Genomic DNA, 15327 nt, shown 5'->3' on the forward strand with positions numbered 1-15327 from the left:
ACCCGCTCAGGCGTCGACGCCGACGGCCTTCGCGCTGGCCGTCCAGAGCCGCGCGGCCAGCGCCGGGTCGGCCGCCTTGGGCCGGGGCCGGTGCGGCTTGCGGTCGGCGTAGTAGCCGCCGTTCGTCAGCCGGGACGGATCCTGGCAAGCGAGCCAGACCAGCGTCTCGGCTCCCTTCTCCGGGCTGCGGAACGGCAGCAGCCGCATGCCGAGCGCCACGATCCGGCTCTCGTTGCCGAAGCGGGTCCGCACCACGCCCGGGTGGAACACGTGCGCGGGCACCTCCGGCCAGCGCCGGGCCGCCTCGGCGGTGAACAGGATGTTCGCCTGCTTGCTGGTGCCGTACGCGCGGAACGGCCGGTACGAGCGCAGCGCGGAGTTGAGGTCGTCGGGGTCGAGCACGCCGCTGCGGTGCGCGTCCGAGCCGGTGACCACCATCCGCCCGATCCGGTCTCGCAGCAGGTTGCTGAGCAGGAACGGGGCGAGGTGGTTGGCCTGCATGCTCAGCTCGAAACCGTCGACCGTGGTGATCGGCTCCAGCACGATCGCGCCGGCGTTGTTGGCGAGCACGTCGATCCGGTCGTAGCGCTCGCGCAGGCGTTCGGCGAGCCCGCGTACGTCGTCGAGCACCGCGAAGTCGGCGCGGAACAGCTCCGGCTGCTCGCCGCAGCACTCGCGGACCCGCTCGCCCGCGGCGCGCAGCCGGGCCGGGTCCCGGCCGACCAGCACCACCTGGTCACCGCGGCGCGCCAACTCCTCCGCGGCGGCCAGGCCGATGCCGGAGCTCGCCCCGGTCAGCACCACGATCCGACGCTCAGTGAGATCTTCCACAGGTCCATTCACCCCGGTCACGGCACGAGGTTACCGTGGCGTCACCACGCCCTTTGGGATCGTTAAGTTCTCGAAATCCACCGCTGCGCCGGCGCCTGCGCCGGACGCTGGAAGGAGCGCACCCATGACCGCTGTCGGTCGTCCCCGCCGATCCTGCCTGGCGGTGCCCGGCTCCAGCGTCAAGATGCTCGGCAAGGCCCAGGGCCTTCCCGCCGACCAGGTCTTCCTGGACCTGGAGGACGCGGTCGCCCCGCTGGCCAAGCCGGACGCGCGCAAGAACATCGTGGCGACGCTGAACGAGGGCGACTGGGCGGGCAAGACCCGCGTGGTCCGGGTGAACGACCTGACCACGCCGTGGACCTACCGGGACGTCATCGAGGTGGTCGAGGGCGCCGGGGCGAACCTGGACTGCATCATGCTGCCGAAGGTGCAGAACGCCGAGCAGGTGCACTGGCTGGACCTGCTGCTCACCCAGATCGAGAAGACGCTCGGCCTGGAGGTGGGCCGGATCGGCATCGAGGCGCAGATCGAGAACGCGGCCGGGCTGGTTAACGTGGACGCCATCGCGGGCGCCTCGCCCCGGGTCGAGACGATCATCTTCGGCCCGGCCGACTTCATGGCCTCGATCAACATGAAGTCCCTGGTGGTCGGCGCGCTGATCCCGGACTACCCGGGCGACCCGTACCACTACATCCTGATGCGCATCCTGATGGCCGCGCGGATGCACGACAAGCAGGCCATCGACGGCCCGTTCCTGCAGATCCGCGACGTGGACGCGTTCCGCGAGGTGGCGAAGCGCTCGGCGGCGCTGGGCTTCGACGGCAAGTGGGTGCTGCACCCCGGCCAGATCGACGCGGCGAACGAGGTCTACTCGCCGGCGCAGGCCGACTACGACCACGCCGAGCTGATCCTCGACGCGTACGACTACTACACCTCGGAGGCGGGCGGGAAGCTCGGCGCGGTGATGCTCGGCGACGAGATGATCGACGAGGCGTCCCGCAAGATGGCCCTGGTGATCGCCGCCAAGGGCCGCGCCGCCGGTATGTCCCGTACGTCCTCGTTCACGCCGCCCTCGGCCTGATCGCGCGTCGGGCCGCCCCCGCGCCCGGGGGCGGCCCGGTGGCGTCAGTAGCTGCTGCTGGCGCTGGACGCGCCGATCGCGATCACGATCATCACGATGTAGAAGATGATGCCGGCGACCAGCAGAGCGGTCAGGATCCAGCCCACGATGATGGCCGCCGTGGCCATGCCCTCGCCCTGCTCACCGGTCTCCCGGATCTGCTTGCGCGCGACGTGGCCCATGATCGCGCCGATCGGCGCGGTGATGCACGAGGCGAAGCCGACGAGCGACAGGACCAGCGCCACGATGGCCATCGTGTTGGTGCGGGCCGGCGGCATCGCGTAGCCGGGATAGGCCCCCGGCGGCGGGTAGGTGCCCGGGGGCGGGTAGCCGGGCATCGCGGCGGCGTACGGGTCGCCGCCGGGTGGGGCGTACGGGGACTTCGCGCCCGCGTACGGGTCGGCGACCGGCGCGTAGGGATCGGCGACCGGCGCGTACGGGTCGGCCGGGCCCGGCTGGTTCGGGATCGCGGGCATGATCGGGTCGGCCGGCGGCGCCGAGTGCGGCCCGGCCGCCGAGGGGTCCTGCCAACCACCGGGCGGTGGGGGATAGCTCATCTGATCATCTCCAGGTACGTGGTCGGCTCAGGGTAGCCACCGGCTCGCGACACGGAGCACCCTCTTTCCGGGCGCGCGTTGCCCGGCGGGTCGGTACCGGGCAGGATCCTCGGCATGGCACTTGACGCGCGTGGGGGTCGGTCGCGACGGGACATGAGCCGGCCGGGGTCGGTGCGGCGCCCGCGTGGCGGCGAGCCGGTCGGCGCCGCCGACTCCGAACGGCCGGCGCCGCTGCCGGAACCGGCCACCATGCGGCTGGACGGCCGGGTCGCGCTGGTCACCGGCGCGGGCAGCGCCGACGGCATCGGGTACGCGACCGCGCGCCGGCTGTCCGACCTGGGCGCCCGGGTGGCGATCGTCTCCACCACCCGGCGCATCCACGAGCGCGCGGGCGAGCTGGGCGTCACCGGCTTCGTCGCCGACCTCACCGACGAGTCGGAGGTGGGCGCGCTCGCCGACGCGGTGGCCGAGCAGCTCGGCGACGTCGAGGTGCTGGTGAACAACGCGGGCCTGGCCAGCCGGGCCAGCCCGGAGGTGCTGCGGCCGGTGGCCCAGCTGACGTACGACGAGTGGCGCGGCGAGATCGACAGGAACCTGACCACCGCGTTCCTGTGCAGCCGGGCGTTCATCGGTGGCATGGCCGAGCGGGGCTGGGGCCGGATCGTCAACCTGGCCGCCACCGCCGGGCCGGTCAACGCGCTGCCCACCGAGGCGGCCTACGCGGCGGCCAAGGCCGGCGTGGTCGGGCTGACCCGGGCGCTGGCGATGGAGATGATCGCCGACGGGGTGACTGTGAACGCGGTGGCGCCGGGCATCATCCACACCGCGGCGTCCACCATGGCCGAGATCAAGCAGGGCCTGGGTACGCCGGTCGGGCGTCCCGGCACGCCGGACGAGGTGGCCGCCGCGATCGCGTTCCTCTGCTCGCCGGCCGCGTCGTACATCACCGGGCAGATGCTCGTGGTCGACGGTGGCAACAGCGTCCGGGAGGCGCAGTTCCGCTGAGCCTCAGTAGGTGCCGTTGTCGGAGTTGGCCCAGATCGCCAGCCCGATCCAGCCGCAGCAGGCCACCAGGCCGATCGCGGTGAAGATGTAGCTGAGGATCAGTCCCCAGGTGGCGAGCTGGTCGCCGTCCTCGCCGGTCTGCCGGATCTGCCGCTTCGCCAGGTGGCCGCAGACGATGCCAGCGGGCGCGAAGACGAACGCGAAGACCAGTGACAGGATGGCGAGCACGTTCGTGCCGCCGGGGCGTGGCCCCGGCCCGGGTGGGCCGTACTGGCCGTAGGGCGGCTGCGGGGCGTACGGGGGCTGCTGGCCCCACTGCGGATGCTGCTGGCCGTACTGCGGCTGCCCGTACGGCTGGCCGTGCGGCGGCGGCTCGTACGGTGAGGGTGGCTGCTCGTCAGTCACGCGCGCCCCTTTTCCCCAGGTGAACGGGCCCTCTCTCTTGCGGACGCTACCCGTAGCGGTGAACCTTTTCACAGCGGTTGTAGGGACTGGTCACCTTGGCTGCGCCGGTCCCGGGGCCGATACTGACCGAGCGTTCAGTTACCCCTGAGTAATGCGCCGACGACCCCGGAGGCTGAGATGGCCCGACTCGCCCAGACGCCCGGACTGACCGACGTGCAGCGGTCGATCCTGGAAACTGTCCGGGAGTTCGCCGACAAAGAGATCATTCCGCACGCGCAGCGGCTGGAGCACGCCGACGAGTACCCGAGCGACATCCTCGACGGCATGCGCGAGATGGGGCTGTTCGGCCTCACCATCGACGAGGAGTACGGCGGGCTGGGCGAGTCCCTGCTGACCTACGCGCTCGTGGTCGAGGAGCTGTCCCGGGGCTGGATGTCGATCTCCGGCATCGTCAACACGCACTTCATCGTGGCGTACCTGATCTCGCAGCACGGCTCCGCCGACCAGAAGGCCCGGCTGCTGCCCCGGATGGCCACCGGCGAGGTGCGCGGCGCCTTCTCGATGTCCGAGCCCGAGTGCGGCTCGGACGTCTCGGCGATCAAATCGAAGGCCGTCCGCGACGGCGACAACTACGTCCTCAACGGCCAGAAGATGTGGCTGACCAACGGCGCGTACTCGTCGGTGGTGGCCACCCTGGTCAAGACCGACACCGGGGCCGACTCGGTCTACGGCAACATGAGCACCTTCCTGCTGGAGAAGGAGCCCGGCTTCGGTGAGACCGCGCCCGGCCTCACCATCCCCGGCAAGATCGACAAGATGGGCTACAAGGGCGTCGAGACCACCGAGATGGTGCTCGACGGCGTCACCGTGCCCGCCTCCGCCGTGCTCGGCGGCGAGGAGAAGGTCGGCCGCGGCTTCTACCAGATGATGGACGGCATCGAGGTCGGCCGGGTCAACGTCGCGGCCCGCGCCTGCGGCATCTCGATCCGGGCGTTCGAGCTGGCCGTCGCGTACGCCCAGCAGCGCCACACCTTCGGCCAGCCGCTCGCCCGGCACCAGGCCGTCGCGTTCAAGCTCGCCGAGATGGGTACGAAGATCGAGGCCGCGCACGCGCTCATGGTCAACGCGGCCCGGCTCAAGGACGCCGGCCAGCGCAACGACGTCGAGGCCGGCATGGCCAAGCTGCTCGCCTCCGAGTACTGCGCCGAGGTGGTCCAGGAGGCGTTCCGGATCCACGGCGGCTACGGCTACTCCAAGGAGTACGAGATCGAGCGCCTGATGCGCGAGGCGCCGTTCCTGCTGATCGGCGAGGGCACCTCGGAGATTCAGAAGACGATCATCTCGCGCGGCCTGCTCAAGCAGTACAAGCAGTAGCGTTCAGCGTTCCGCCACGCCGGGGGCCGGCTCCGGGGGTGTCACCGGCAACCCCACCGCCAGCGCCTCCGGCGTGGTCCGGAACGCCTCGATCGCGGCGATGAGCCGTTCGTCCGGCACGGCCAGGTCGCGTCCGCCGACCACCGTCCGGGGCAGCCGCTCCGGTTCCAGCCGGAGGTGCACACCGCCGGCGCGCTCGCCGGAGCGCCGGACGCCCCGGATCTCCGACCACGGGTACCAGTCCCCGCCGTACCGGAGCCCGCCGCCGGTCAACGCCAGCCGGCCGGTGAACCGCGTCTCCGCGTAGACCACCCAGCCCAGGCCGAGAGCCACCGCGGCCAGCACCGGCGGTCGCCCCGCCTCGACCTGCGGCCAGCGCTCGGTCAGGACCGAGAAACCGCCGAGGGCCACCACGACACCCGCTGTCACGTCCGCGGTCAGCCCCAGCCATCCCGCCGCCGACCGCCGGGCGACCAGCCCCGGTTCGGCGCCGTGCGGCCCGGCCACCCGGGGCCGCCAGATCAGCCGGCCGTTCCGCCGTGGCCGCCAGTACCGCTGCGCCAGGTGCCCCAGCATCACCAGCCACACCACGCCACGAGCCGCGTCGAGGTGCGACGGATCCAGCGCGAGGAGAACCCGGCCGCTCACCGCGGCCACCGCCGTACCGGCCAGGAGCGCGAACAACCGGCGGGACCACAACCCGTCGCGGTCGGGCACCGCCGCAGCCATCGGGCCGGGACCGGACATGCCCGGAAGGGTACGCGCCGCGTGCCGCGCCGTCAGTCGGCCGTCGGGCCGGAGGTACGGGTCAGTCCGGCGGCGGCCCGCTCCACGATGAGGCACCTGTCCTCGACGTAGTCGAGGCCCGCCTCCTCGGCGATCCGGCGCGCCTCGTCCGAGAAGATGCCGAGCTGCAACCACACCGCCGGGGCGCCGATCGCCACCGCCTGCCGGACCACGTCGACCGCGTCCCGCGCCGGGCGGAACACGTCGACCAGGTCGACCGGGTGCGGGATGTCGGCCAGCGTCGGATACGCCTTCTCGCCGAACAACTCGTCCACAGTCGGGTTGACCGGGATGATCCGCCAGCCGTGCCGCTGCATCTCCAGCGGTACGCGGTGCGCGGCCTTGCCCAAATCGCGGGAGGCGCCCACGACGGCGATCACGGCGGAGTCGGCGAGGATCTGCTGAGCGGAACGCATCCCCCGAGCCTAGCCCCGCCGGCGCGGGTCCTCCCCGCTAGAGGTAATGCTCAGCAGCGTTGTGGGTCTGCACCGGCAGGTGACAGGTGTAGTCACGCGGCCTGACTGGCCGGTGGGTGCATGATGGCCTCGAATTCAACGGGGTCAACCCGGACAGCGACCGCTGGCGTCGGCGGCGGTGATAGGTCCGTTCGATCCAGGTCACGATCGCGATCCGTAGTTGTTGGCGGGTGGCCCATGATCGGCGGTTCAGGACGTTGTTCTACAAGGAGTCCGAAGCCGCCGCGTCGCGCGAGTCGCTACCCTCCCGTTAGGTCAAGAAGCTTTCAGTAGTGACTATAGGAGGTTGTGCTTACGGGCGAAGGCGGGAAACTCAGCTCCCGAGCAGGGCAGACGAGCATCGGTTGCTCTGAGTGCCTCAATGAGGTTCCCCGCAGCCGTAAGGGTTTGTTTGCCGTCCCGGCAGGCCCCCGCGAGAAGCCAGATGGTGCCGTGCACCCGGGCGCCGTGGGCGCGGGCGACCTGCGTCGCGTTCCTGTCGTCCGTGATGGCCACCCCATCCCGCAGTTCGGCGGCAGCGAGGACGGACGCCTCCCCAAGGTCGCGCTCACCCGAGCCGAGCCGCGCGGCCCATTTGGTGAAGCACCGCACCTCATCGAGGGTGTCTAACTGGGCAGTGGTCAGCCAATCCGCCTCGCAAGCGACGGCCAGTTCACGATGATCCGCAGATCCCGCCCGCAACTCCTCCCGAACCACCTGAGTCGTCCAACAATCGGCATCGAGCAGCAGGTCCTGCAAGACGTCCAGCCGGTCAGCGAGAGTGAAGTGGCTGAGAACCATCGTGTCGAGTACAAGGACGGGGTTGGCTTGCGCCGACAGGCTCACGGCGCGATCTCCAGGTCGTCCTCCTGCGGCAGATCCTCGTCGGCGATGTGGCCATGCATCAACTCCAGAGCCCTCGCCCGGGTGATGCGCCTGTTCCGCCACGCGTCCATCACGGCCTGTGCGTAGGCGGGCGGTACCCGCACCGACACAAGGTCGGGCTGCGGCGCCCAGCCCAATGCCTCCATGAACTCCACATGCGTGGGCCGAACCTGGCTCCAGGATCTACGCGTCTCTGCGTCGATGGTCCCTGCCTGCTCAGCCTGCCGCAACGCCAGCAACCAAGAGGTACGGTATCGAGCCGCATAGCTCACGATCTGGTCCCGGCTCACCGTCCCGGGGGCTCCGGCTGCGGCAATCGCTTGCACGGGCAGCAGCAGTTCTGCGGCGAAGGCATCAATCACCGCCTCCCGTTCTGCACGCGAGGCACTCACGCCGAGGTCGGCAGAATACTCATCACCAATGATGAGATGCCCCAACTCGTGTGCAGCGGTAGCCCGACGGCGGCCAGGGTCGCCCGTAGTGCTTACGACAGCAACCGCGATGTCGCCCTCGACGAGCGATGCTCCGTCGCCTGGAAGGTCGGTGACCAGTACCCACTGACCTGCGCGCTCACAGACGTCCATGATGCTGCCGATCGGTGCATCGCCGAGCCCGAACCGCTGTCGCAGCCACCGGGCTGTCTGACGCGCATCATCCTCGGATTCCACTGAGTGCGGGTAGCGAAGCAGCGGACGGGTAAGCAATACGCCAAGATCCAGCAACTGCTGGACGTTGCGCAGCCACTCAACCATGGCGATTTCGAGGCGTTCCGACGATCGTGCTGCCTGAGTGTCCGTTTCCTCGGTCAACGGGGCCGCTCGTCGGGACAACACCGCCGGCGGCGGCTGAATCAAGTACTCCATCGACACTCTTAGTGCCCTGGAAAGCCGAGCCAGCTCCATGCCGTCCAAACGGCGGCTGCCAGCCTCAACCTTGGCCAGCATTGTGCGGTCCAGCCCCACCATCGCCGCGAGATCCTGCTGCGAGATCCCCAGCGACAACCGGGCTCGCCGTACCTGCTCACCGACGAGGGGCCAGACCCAACCATCAGCCATGGTGCGATAATCGCACACTTGGCGCTGGAGTGGGTCAACACACGGAAGTTCAGGGGTCAACCTCAGGGGCATTACCGCTAGAGCAGGGAGAGCTGTTCGGCGGCAGGCGCGGGCGGCGGGGTCTCCGGCAGCCGCCTGTTGTCGCCGGTCTCGCCCCGGTGCAGCCCGTGCCGGCGTGCCGCCATCCGCACCCGCGCGGTCACCTCCCGCTGGTACGCCTGCGGCGCGTACGAGCCGGCCTGGTAGAGCCGCCGGTAGCGGGGCACCAGGTGGGGGAACTCCCGGGCCAGCCAGCGGGCGTACCACTCCCGGGCGCCGGGCCGCAGGTGCAGCGGCAACGGCGTCACACTTGCCGCGCCGGAGGCGGCGACGGCCGCGACGGTGGCGTCGATCGACTCCTCGTCGTCGCTGAGGCCCGGCAGGATCGGCGCCATCAGCACACCCACCTCGAAGCCGGCGTCGGCGAGCTGACGGACCGCGTCCAGGCGGCGGCGCGGGCTCGGCGTGCCCGGCTCGGCCGCCCGCCAGAGCGCCTCGTCCACGAATCCCACCGAGTACGACACCCCGACCCGGGTCACCTCCGCCGCCTCGCGCAGCAGCGGCAGGTCACGCAGCAGCAGCGTGCCCTTGGTCAGGATCGAGAACGGGTTCGCGAAGTCACGCAGCGCCTCGATGATCGGCGGCATCAGGCGATAGCGGCCCTCGGCCCGCTGGTAACAGTCCACGTTGGTGCCCATGGCGACGTGCGCGCCGCGCCAGCGTGGGGCGGCCAGCTCGCGGCGGACCAACTCGCCCGCGTTGACCTTGACGATCACCTTGCGGTCGAAGTCGGCGCCCGCGTCCAGGTCGAGGTAGGTGTGCGTGTTGCGGGCGAAGCAGTTGTGGCTGACCACGCCGTTGGCGATGAAGTCGCCGGTGCCGGTGGTGATGTCCCACAGCGGAAGCTCCAGGCCGAGATCCTCGACGGTGGTCACCTGGAGGTGCGCCGCGCACTTGAGCGCCATGCCCTCGATCGAGCGCCGGGCGGTGACGGCCGGGTCGGTGAGGTGGAAGAAGCGCAGCCGCTCGGGCAGCCCGCCGGTCAGCCGGAGCTGACGCGCCGCGCCCGGCATGCCCGGCACGTCGAGCGCCCACCGGAAGCCGAAACGCTCCAGCGCGCCGGACGTGCGGGCCTGGCTCCCGTCGTCCGCGACGCTGATCCGGAACACGCCCCGGTGGCAGGTGCCGGTGGCGTCGAACATGCCGGCCAGGTAGCCCAGCGACCAGTCGTCTGTCGTCTCGCCCGGCGGGCGCAGCAGGCCGGTGACGACCTCGGCCGGGCCGGACGTGCGTACCACTGTGGTCGTCGGCCGGCGGCCGACCCGGGTGACTGTGGCCCGCTCGACGGTGACCCCCGCGTCGGCCAGGTAGCGTTCGGCCCGCTCCAGCGCCTCCGCCTCGGCGGTGGCCAGCCGGAACCGGGCACCGCCCCGGTCGTCGTCGCGGAGCAGGGCGTGCAGGTAACCCCGGTGGTAGTCGGCCGAGCGCTTCGGCGCCACCGCGAACCGGCCGGTGCCCAGCAGGCGGTTGCGGGTGGTCAGGTGGGGACGGCGACCGCCGCCCCGCATGCTCCCGGTGACGTGTTTCCAGCCGCGTTCGGTCAGGAACCGGTGGTCGCCGCTGGCGACGAGCGTGGTGCCGTCGGCCAGGGTGACCCGGTAGGCGCGCTTCACAGTGGACCACTTGTCGAGCACCGTGGTGACGACGTAGTGGCGGTAGGCGCCGCGCCGCCGGGTGCCGTAGATCCGGTCGCCGGGCTCCAGCTCGCTGATCGCCCTGGTGCGCCCGTCGGCCATCAGGATCGGCGTGTCCCCGCCCAGGCAGTAGACGCAGGCGTGTGAGCAGCCCCGGTAGGGGTTGATCGTCCACTCGAACGGCACACGCGACTGGCCGGGCACCCGATTGATGATCGACTTGGCGCGTACCTCGTAGAACGTCATGTCGGCGAAGTCCGGGGTGTCGAAGGTGCGGGCGACGGCGCCGGGCAGCGCCAGCGGCAGGGGTGGAGCCGCCGGCGCCGCCCGATCGGGAGTCCCCTCGTCCGGGGGAGCGGAGAGGTTGTCCCAGCGCATGGAGCTCATTCGAACATGTGTACGAACAAAGCGCAAGTGACGCTGCGGACACCGCGCGCCGCCGTGCCCCGGGGCGGGGCAGGATGGGGGCATGGAGACGTCGACCTTCGTCTACGACGGCGACTGCGCCTTCTGCACCCGGTGCGCGCAGTTCATCGAGCGTCGGATCCCGACCGGCGCCCGGGTGGTCCCGTGGCAGTTCGCCGACCTGGCGGCGCTGGGCCTGACGGAGGCCGAGTGCGAGGAGGCGGTCCAGTGGGTGGGCGCCGACGGCTCCCGCGCCGCCGGGCCGGACGCCATCGCCCGGCTGCTCGGCGACAGCGGCCCGCTCTGGCGGTTCGCCGGGGCCGGACTGCGCCTTCCCCCGGTACGCGCCGCGGCCTGGCCCGCGTACCGCTGGGTGGCCCGCAACCGGCACCGGCTGCCGGGCGGCACGGCCGCGTGCGCGCTGCCGCAGGAGGCCCGGGAACGGCTGTACGGCCCGACCGGACGCCCGGGCCCGACCGCCTGACCGGCCGGGTGGCCGTGGTCAGGCGGGCGCGGTCGAGGACGGGTCGGGGGCCGGTGCCGGCGAGAGGGGCGCCGTCGCGGGCGCCGTCGGCGCGGCGGGCGGCGGACGGCCGAGCAGACGCCGGACGAACACCACCGGACGGACCTTCTCCAGCGCCAGGAAGCTGGTCATCGCCACCAGGTGCGGCGCGAACGAGATGGTGATCGTCGCGATGGTCACCAGGTGGAACGAGTAGAAGAAGCCGACGGTCATCGTCCGCCACCGCGCCGGCAGCACGAACACCAGCGGGCTGAGCAGCTCGAACGCCAGGATGCCGAACTGCGCCACGATCAGCAGGTGCGGCACCTGCGCGATCAGGTCGGCGAGGTCGGTGCCGCGCCGGATGATCGCGCGGGCCAGCACCGAACCGTTCGCCCAGTCCAGGCCGCCGAAGCGGAACTTGGCCCAGGCGGCGAGGAAGTACGTGCAGATGACCGAGATCTGGGTGACCCGCAGCGCCCAGCCGCCCGCCTCGGTACGGGTCGGGTCGCCGTGCCGGGCGCGGCCGGCGGTGGGCAGCACGGCCAGCGCCACCAGGAGCGCGAAGCGGTCGTGGTCGACCTTGCCGTAGCTCATCGCCACGATCATCCACTCGAAGTACAGCGCGAAGACCGTCCAGCCGAGCAGCCGGTGCGCCCGGCCGGTGGCGGCGAGCAGCGCGGTGACCAGCAGCGCCCAGAACACCACGCCGACCAGGGCGGGGGTGGGGGTGGGCAGCGGGAGCAGCCGGCCGACGAGCAGCGGCTGGTAGAGGTCGCCGGGTACGTCGACCCGGGTGCGTACCCAGGGTGTGAACACCACCAGGTCGGCGGCGACGAAGAGGTAGACCAGGGTGCGGAACGCGGCGATCCGGCCGCGCGGGACCGCCTCGGTCAGCCAGGCGGTCATCCGCCGGTCTCCCAGCGCACGGCCGTCTCGTCGGTCCACCTGCCGGTCGGGCGGCCGCCCTGGATGTCGAACCAGCGGACCACGATGCGCACCTCGACCAGGTCGGGGGCGTCGGGGTGGCGTTCGGCGTACGCGTCGGCGACGGTCCGCAGCAGGCTCGGATCGGCGGCGTAGCGGTTCTGCTGGCCCTCGATCTCGGCGCGGCGGATGCCGGTGGCGTCCTGGCCGAGCGGGACCACCGCGCCGGTGCGGTCCACGCCCTCGACCCGGGTGTCCGGGGCGGGCGCGTTCGGCGGGTCGGAGGTGGAGTACATCCGGAACGGCCCGAACGGGAAGTCGTCGTCGGTGCCGCGCACGGTGCCCAGGAGCAGCAGCGCCAGGCCGAGCAGGGTGGCGCCCACTCGGACCGCGCGCCCGCGGGCGGTCAAGGTCTCCATCGCATGGTGACGATACGGGAGTGAAGCGGCCGAAAGTGTCCCTCAGTCGGCCATTCCTCACTGTCCGTCCCGGCGGTGCGGCGGGCGTGGAAACGCCGCCGGCCGGCCCCTGGCGGGGTCGTCCGGCGGCGTCGGGTACGTCAGTGGTTGTGCTCGGCCAGCTTCTTGCGGACGTCGTCCATGTCCAGCGCCTGGACCTGCTCGATCAGGTTCTCCAGCGCGGACTCCGGCAGCGCGCCCGGCTGGGCGAACACGATCACGCCGTCACGGATCGCCATGATCGTCGGGATGGAGCTGATGTTGAACTTCGCCGCCAGCTCCTGCTGCGCCTCGGTGTCGACCTTGCCGAAGGCGATGTCCGGGTGCTTCTCCGAGGACCGCTCGTAGACCGGGGCGAAGCGCTTGCACGGGCCGCACCAGTCCGCCCAGAAGTCGAGCAGGACGATCCCGTCCTGGCCGGTCACCTCGTCAAAGTTGGCCGTGGTCAGCTCAACCGTTGCCATTGCTCTCTCCGATCACCGCGGATTGTCGTACGCCCGGTGGAACCAGGGTCAGTCCGTCCGAATTCCCGGCACGGTGGGGGCGAAACGCACAGCGCCCGGACGGTGACCCTGGGCACATCGAACTCTATCTGTGCGGGCCGCTCGTGCGGAACGCAAATGCATGCCGCACTTGCGTGACGGGACGTGATGGGAGCGTTTCCAAGGAGATCACGCACAGTTCTGGCTACGAATCAGTAACTTCGGGCTTGACGAGCATCTATCCAGCCTGCGGAGATCGCTTACCGACAGTGCGTCGGTGACTTTCCGTAGTGTTACGAAAAGGTAAATGTGACCTCCGTCTCTGTTGATGTGGTGCGCCGTACGGCAGAATTCTTCGCATCAGAGCGTGGGCGGCGGGTGCCGGGGAGGGCCCCGCCGCTCATTGCGTCCGGACCTCGGTGGCCCTCGGTGTGACATTTCCGCCGCGTGAGCGCCCCGCACCTCGCCTTAACAAGCGATAAGGCATGCTGTGCCGAACTCCATCGCCGCCTGTCGAAGGGGACAAGGATGCAGTTCGGCCGCTACTACGAGGAGTTCGAGGTCGGCGCGGTCTACCGGCACTGGCCGGGCAAGACGGTCACCGAGTACGACGACCACCTCTTCTGCCTGCTCACCATGAACCACCACCCGCTGCACATGGACGCGCACTACGCCGAGTCCGCCTCGCAGTTCAAGCGCAACGTGGTGGTCGGCAACTACATCTACTCGCTGCTGCTCGGCATGTCCGTGCCGGACGTCAGCGGCAAGGCGATCGCCAACCTGGAGATCGAGTCGCTGCGGCACGTCGCGCCGACGTTCCACGGCGACACCATCTACGGCGAGACGACGGTCCTGGACAAGCGGGAGTCGGCCTCCAAGCCCGACCGGGGCGTGGTCGCCGTCGAGACCCGCGGCTACAACCAGGACGGCACGCTGGTCTGCGTGTTCCGCCGCAAGGTCATGGTCCCCAAGAAGGAGTACGCGGCCGCCGCCGTCCCGGACGGCGTCGACCCGGAGCGTCCCAGCTTCCCCGAGCCGCGCTGACCCGCGTCCGTCCGGCTCACCGGGCCTCGTTCTCCGTTCGGCGGGGACGGGGCCCGGATCTCGTCCGGAGGCATATGCTCGGGCTGGAGGTGCCCATGAGCCACTCCGAAGCCGTAGAGCCGCCTTCCGCCGGTCGCCGCGCCGCGCCGCTCACCACCGCCGCGTACTCCGCGACGGAGTGGGACCTGCTCACCGACCTGCCCGGCCGCGTGCTGGTCGCCGCCGCGGCGCCCGGGCCCGGGCGTCCGCCGCGCGGTGTCGCCGCCGGCCTCGCCGGTCTGGACGCGGTGGCCGCCGGACGCGCCTTCGACAGTGATCTCGTCCGCGCCGTGGTGGCCGCCATCTACGCCCGCCACGACGGCGCGACCGAGCGGGACGAGCGCCTGACCGACCTGGTCGACCTGCTGGCCGCCGCCCGGGCCGCGGTACGGGTGCTGCGCCGCCGCGCCGATCCGGCCGACTCGGCGGCGTACCGGCAGTGGGTGGAGTCGGTCGCCGCCCGCGTGTGCCGCGCCGGGCAGACCACGCCGAGTCCCGCCGACCGGCGTTTCCTCGACCGGCTGGGCGGCGCGCTCGACCTGCGCTGACTGTGAGGCTGGCCGGGCCGTACCCTCGGCAACCGTGACCGACGACCAGCTCGACGTGGGTGTGGGGCCGTGGCCCGGTGACCCGCCGGACGACCCGCGCTACGACCCGGAGCTGCTCGTCGCCGGTGACCGGCGCAACGTGGTGGACCGGTACCGCTACTGGCGGCGCGAGGCGGTCGTGGCCGATCTGGACCGGCGGCGGCACGAGTTCCACGTGGCGATCGAGAACTGGCAGCACGACTTCAACATCGGGACCGTGGTCCGCAACGCCAACGCCTTCCTCGCCGCCGAGGTGCACATCGTCGGGCGGCGGCGGTGGAACCGCCGGGGCGCCATGGTGACCGACCGCTACCAGCACGTCCGGCACCATCCGACGATCGAGGAGTTCGTCGCCTGGGCGCGGGACGAGAGCCTGCCGGTGGTCGGGATCGACAACCTGCCCGGCTCACGGCCGATGGAGACCGCCGTGCTGCCGCGCCGCTGCGTGCTCCTCTTCGGTCAGGAGGGACCCGGCCTGTCCCCGGTGGCGCGGTCGGCCTGCGACGCGCTCTTCTCGATCGCCCAGTACGGCTCGACCCGGTCCATCAACGCGGGCGTGGCCAGCGGCATCGCCATGCACGCCTGGATCCGGTCGTACGCCGGGCCGCCGCCGGACTGACGCCGCGGTTCCACCACCGGACGGAAATCCCACGCCGGTCGGCCCGCCCCGCTTGACG

The 15327-nt window shown here is 71.2% G+C and carries 18 protein-coding genes and 1 pseudogene; 7 read left to right on the forward strand and 12 right to left on the reverse strand.

Annotated elements, in window-relative coordinates:
* Nucleotides 1–6: 6 nt before the first annotated feature.
* Nucleotides 7–831, reverse strand: a complete 825-nt coding sequence (locus KBX43_RS09540; RefSeq protein WP_166455797.1) for an SDR family NAD(P)-dependent oxidoreductase — start codon at nucleotides 829–831, stop codon at nucleotides 7–9.
* 124 nt (nucleotides 832–955) lie between these two features.
* Here KBX43_RS09540 and KBX43_RS09545 point away from each other — a divergent pair, with 124 nt between their 5' ends.
* The gene (locus KBX43_RS09545) at nucleotides 956–1912 is read left to right on the forward strand and encodes a CoA ester lyase (RefSeq protein WP_043326903.1); all 957 of its coding nucleotides are present in this window, start codon (nucleotides 956–958) and stop codon (nucleotides 1910–1912) included.
* Between the two features lie 44 nt (nucleotides 1913–1956).
* Here KBX43_RS09545 and KBX43_RS09550 read toward each other — a convergent pair whose 3' ends face one another.
* Complete coding sequence (locus KBX43_RS09550) at nucleotides 1957–2508, reverse strand: DUF4190 domain-containing protein (RefSeq protein ID WP_043326901.1); 552 nt, start codon at nucleotides 2506–2508, stop codon at nucleotides 1957–1959.
* Nucleotides 2509–2622: 114 nt separating this feature from the next.
* Here KBX43_RS09550 and KBX43_RS09555 point away from each other — a divergent pair, with 114 nt between their 5' ends.
* A complete protein-coding gene (locus KBX43_RS09555) occupies nucleotides 2623–3513 on the forward strand; it encodes an SDR family NAD(P)-dependent oxidoreductase (protein ID WP_036342954.1) in 891 nt (296 codons plus the stop codon).
* 3 nt (nucleotides 3514–3516) lie between these two features.
* Here KBX43_RS09555 and KBX43_RS09560 read toward each other — a convergent pair whose 3' ends face one another.
* The gene (locus tag KBX43_RS09560) at nucleotides 3517–3918 is read right to left on the reverse strand and encodes a DUF4190 domain-containing protein (RefSeq protein ID WP_043326898.1); all 402 of its coding nucleotides are present in this window, start codon (nucleotides 3916–3918) and stop codon (nucleotides 3517–3519) included.
* A 177-nt stretch (nucleotides 3919–4095) separates the two neighbouring features.
* Between KBX43_RS09560 and KBX43_RS09565 the strand changes: the two genes are divergently transcribed.
* A complete protein-coding gene (locus KBX43_RS09565) occupies nucleotides 4096–5292 on the forward strand; it encodes an acyl-CoA dehydrogenase family protein (RefSeq protein WP_013283885.1) in 1197 nt (398 codons plus the stop codon).
* Nucleotides 5293–5295: 3 nt separating this feature from the next.
* Here the strand turns inward: KBX43_RS09565 and KBX43_RS09570 are convergent, their stop codons facing one another.
* The 6 genes and pseudogenes from KBX43_RS09570 to KBX43_RS09595 form a co-directional block, all read right to left on the reverse strand.
* Nucleotides 5296–6039, reverse strand: a complete 744-nt coding sequence (locus tag KBX43_RS09570) for a hypothetical protein (RefSeq protein WP_069087211.1) — start codon at nucleotides 6037–6039, stop codon at nucleotides 5296–5298.
* A gap of 32 nt (nucleotides 6040–6071) precedes the next feature.
* Nucleotides 6072–6494, reverse strand: coding sequence for a CoA-binding protein (locus KBX43_RS09575; RefSeq protein ID WP_043326894.1), 423 nt, complete (start codon nucleotides 6492–6494; stop codon nucleotides 6072–6074).
* A gap of 136 nt (nucleotides 6495–6630) precedes the next feature.
* Nucleotides 6631–6753 (reverse strand): annotated as a pseudogene (locus tag KBX43_RS09580) (IS3 family transposase); the annotation flags it as partial.
* Between the two features lie 77 nt (nucleotides 6754–6830).
* Nucleotides 6831–7379 (reverse strand): hypothetical protein, encoded by a 549-nt coding sequence (locus tag KBX43_RS09585; RefSeq protein ID WP_064447582.1) that lies wholly within the window; start codon nucleotides 7377–7379, stop codon nucleotides 6831–6833.
* Nucleotides 7376–8473, reverse strand: coding sequence for a helix-turn-helix domain-containing protein (locus KBX43_RS09590; RefSeq protein WP_043330670.1), 1098 nt, complete (start codon nucleotides 8471–8473; stop codon nucleotides 7376–7378). The genes KBX43_RS09585 and KBX43_RS09590 overlap by 4 nt, the downstream gene beginning before the upstream one ends.
* Before the next feature lie 77 nt (nucleotides 8474–8550).
* Nucleotides 8551–10677: an intein-containing Rv2578c family radical SAM protein gene (locus KBX43_RS09595; RefSeq protein ID WP_307851492.1), complete on the reverse strand. Its 2127-nt coding sequence runs from the start codon at nucleotides 10675–10677 to the stop codon at nucleotides 8551–8553.
* On the opposite strand from KBX43_RS09595, the gene KBX43_RS09600 reads away from it, so the two are divergent.
* Nucleotides 10676–11095, forward strand: a complete 420-nt coding sequence (locus KBX43_RS09600) for a thiol-disulfide oxidoreductase DCC family protein (RefSeq protein WP_043326890.1) — start codon at nucleotides 10676–10678, stop codon at nucleotides 11093–11095. The two genes, KBX43_RS09595 and KBX43_RS09600, sit on opposite strands and share 2 nt — an antisense overlap.
* Nucleotides 11096–11113: 18 nt before the next feature.
* Here KBX43_RS09600 and KBX43_RS09605 read toward each other — a convergent pair whose 3' ends face one another.
* The 3 genes from KBX43_RS09605 to trxA all read right to left on the reverse strand — a co-directional run bounded on the left by KBX43_RS09605 (nucleotide 11114) and on the right by trxA (nucleotide 12962).
* Nucleotides 11114–12022 (reverse strand): HTTM domain-containing protein, encoded by a 909-nt coding sequence (locus KBX43_RS09605; protein ID WP_043326888.1) that lies wholly within the window; start codon nucleotides 12020–12022, stop codon nucleotides 11114–11116.
* Nucleotides 12019–12459, reverse strand: coding sequence for a hypothetical protein (locus KBX43_RS09610; RefSeq protein ID WP_064447585.1), 441 nt, complete (start codon nucleotides 12457–12459; stop codon nucleotides 12019–12021). The genes KBX43_RS09605 and KBX43_RS09610 overlap by 4 nt, the downstream gene beginning before the upstream one ends.
* Before the next feature lie 140 nt (nucleotides 12460–12599).
* Entirely contained in the window at nucleotides 12600–12962 is a 363-nt protein-coding gene (gene trxA / locus KBX43_RS09615; RefSeq protein ID WP_018789069.1) for a thioredoxin, read from the reverse strand.
* Between the two features lie 528 nt (nucleotides 12963–13490).
* Between trxA and KBX43_RS09620 the strand changes: the two genes are divergently transcribed.
* From KBX43_RS09620 to KBX43_RS09630, 3 genes are all read left to right on the forward strand, one after another.
* Nucleotides 13491–14024, forward strand: coding sequence for a MaoC family dehydratase (locus tag KBX43_RS09620; protein ID WP_338013367.1), 534 nt, complete (start codon nucleotides 13491–13493; stop codon nucleotides 14022–14024).
* 95 nt (nucleotides 14025–14119) lie between these two features.
* Nucleotides 14120–14611, forward strand: coding sequence for a hypothetical protein (locus tag KBX43_RS09625; protein WP_043330668.1), 492 nt, complete (start codon nucleotides 14120–14122; stop codon nucleotides 14609–14611).
* Between the two features lie 34 nt (nucleotides 14612–14645).
* Complete coding sequence (locus tag KBX43_RS09630) at nucleotides 14646–15269, forward strand: RNA methyltransferase (protein WP_043326883.1); 624 nt, start codon at nucleotides 14646–14648, stop codon at nucleotides 15267–15269.
* Nucleotides 15270–15327: the final 58 nt, after the last annotated feature.

This window comes from Micromonospora sp. C41 (genome assembly GCF_018070485.1).
Lineage (GTDB): Bacteria > Actinomycetota > Actinomycetes > Mycobacteriales > Micromonosporaceae > Micromonospora > Micromonospora chalcea.

Bases quoted from the DNA above. Each gene is read 5' to 3' on its own strand.
- KBX43_RS09545 (WP_043326903.1), top strand. From the start codon at position 956: ATGACCGCTGTCGGTCGTCCCCGCCGATCCTGCCTGGCGGTGCCCGGC.
- KBX43_RS09550 (WP_043326901.1), bottom strand. From the start codon at position 2,508: ATGAGCTATCCCCCACCGCCCGGTGGTTGGCAGGACCCCTCGGCGGCC.
- KBX43_RS09555 (WP_036342954.1), top strand. From the start codon at position 2,623: ATGGCACTTGACGCGCGTGGGGGTCGGTCGCGACGGGACATGAGCCGG.
- KBX43_RS09565 (WP_013283885.1), top strand. From the start codon at position 4,096: ATGGCCCGACTCGCCCAGACGCCCGGACTGACCGACGTGCAGCGGTCG.
- KBX43_RS09570 (WP_069087211.1), bottom strand. From the start codon at position 6,039: ATGTCCGGTCCCGGCCCGATGGCTGCGGCGGTGCCCGACCGCGACGGG.
- KBX43_RS09575 (WP_043326894.1), bottom strand. From the start codon at position 6,494: ATGCGTTCCGCTCAGCAGATCCTCGCCGACTCCGCCGTGATCGCCGTC.
- KBX43_RS09590 (WP_043330670.1), bottom strand. From the start codon at position 8,473: ATGGCTGATGGTTGGGTCTGGCCCCTCGTCGGTGAGCAGGTACGGCGA.
- KBX43_RS09600 (WP_043326890.1), top strand. From the start codon at position 10,676: ATGGAGACGTCGACCTTCGTCTACGACGGCGACTGCGCCTTCTGCACC.
- KBX43_RS09595 (WP_307851492.1), bottom strand. From the start codon at position 10,677: ATGCCCCCATCCTGCCCCGCCCCGGGGCACGGCGGCGCGCGGTGTCCG.
- KBX43_RS09605 (WP_043326888.1), bottom strand. From the start codon at position 12,022: ATGACCGCCTGGCTGACCGAGGCGGTCCCGCGCGGCCGGATCGCCGCG.
- KBX43_RS09610 (WP_064447585.1), bottom strand. From the start codon at position 12,459: ATGGAGACCTTGACCGCCCGCGGGCGCGCGGTCCGAGTGGGCGCCACC.
- trxA (WP_018789069.1), bottom strand. From the start codon at position 12,962: ATGGCAACGGTTGAGCTGACCACGGCCAACTTTGACGAGGTGACCGGC.
- KBX43_RS09625 (WP_043330668.1), top strand. From the start codon at position 14,120: ATGAGCCACTCCGAAGCCGTAGAGCCGCCTTCCGCCGGTCGCCGCGCC.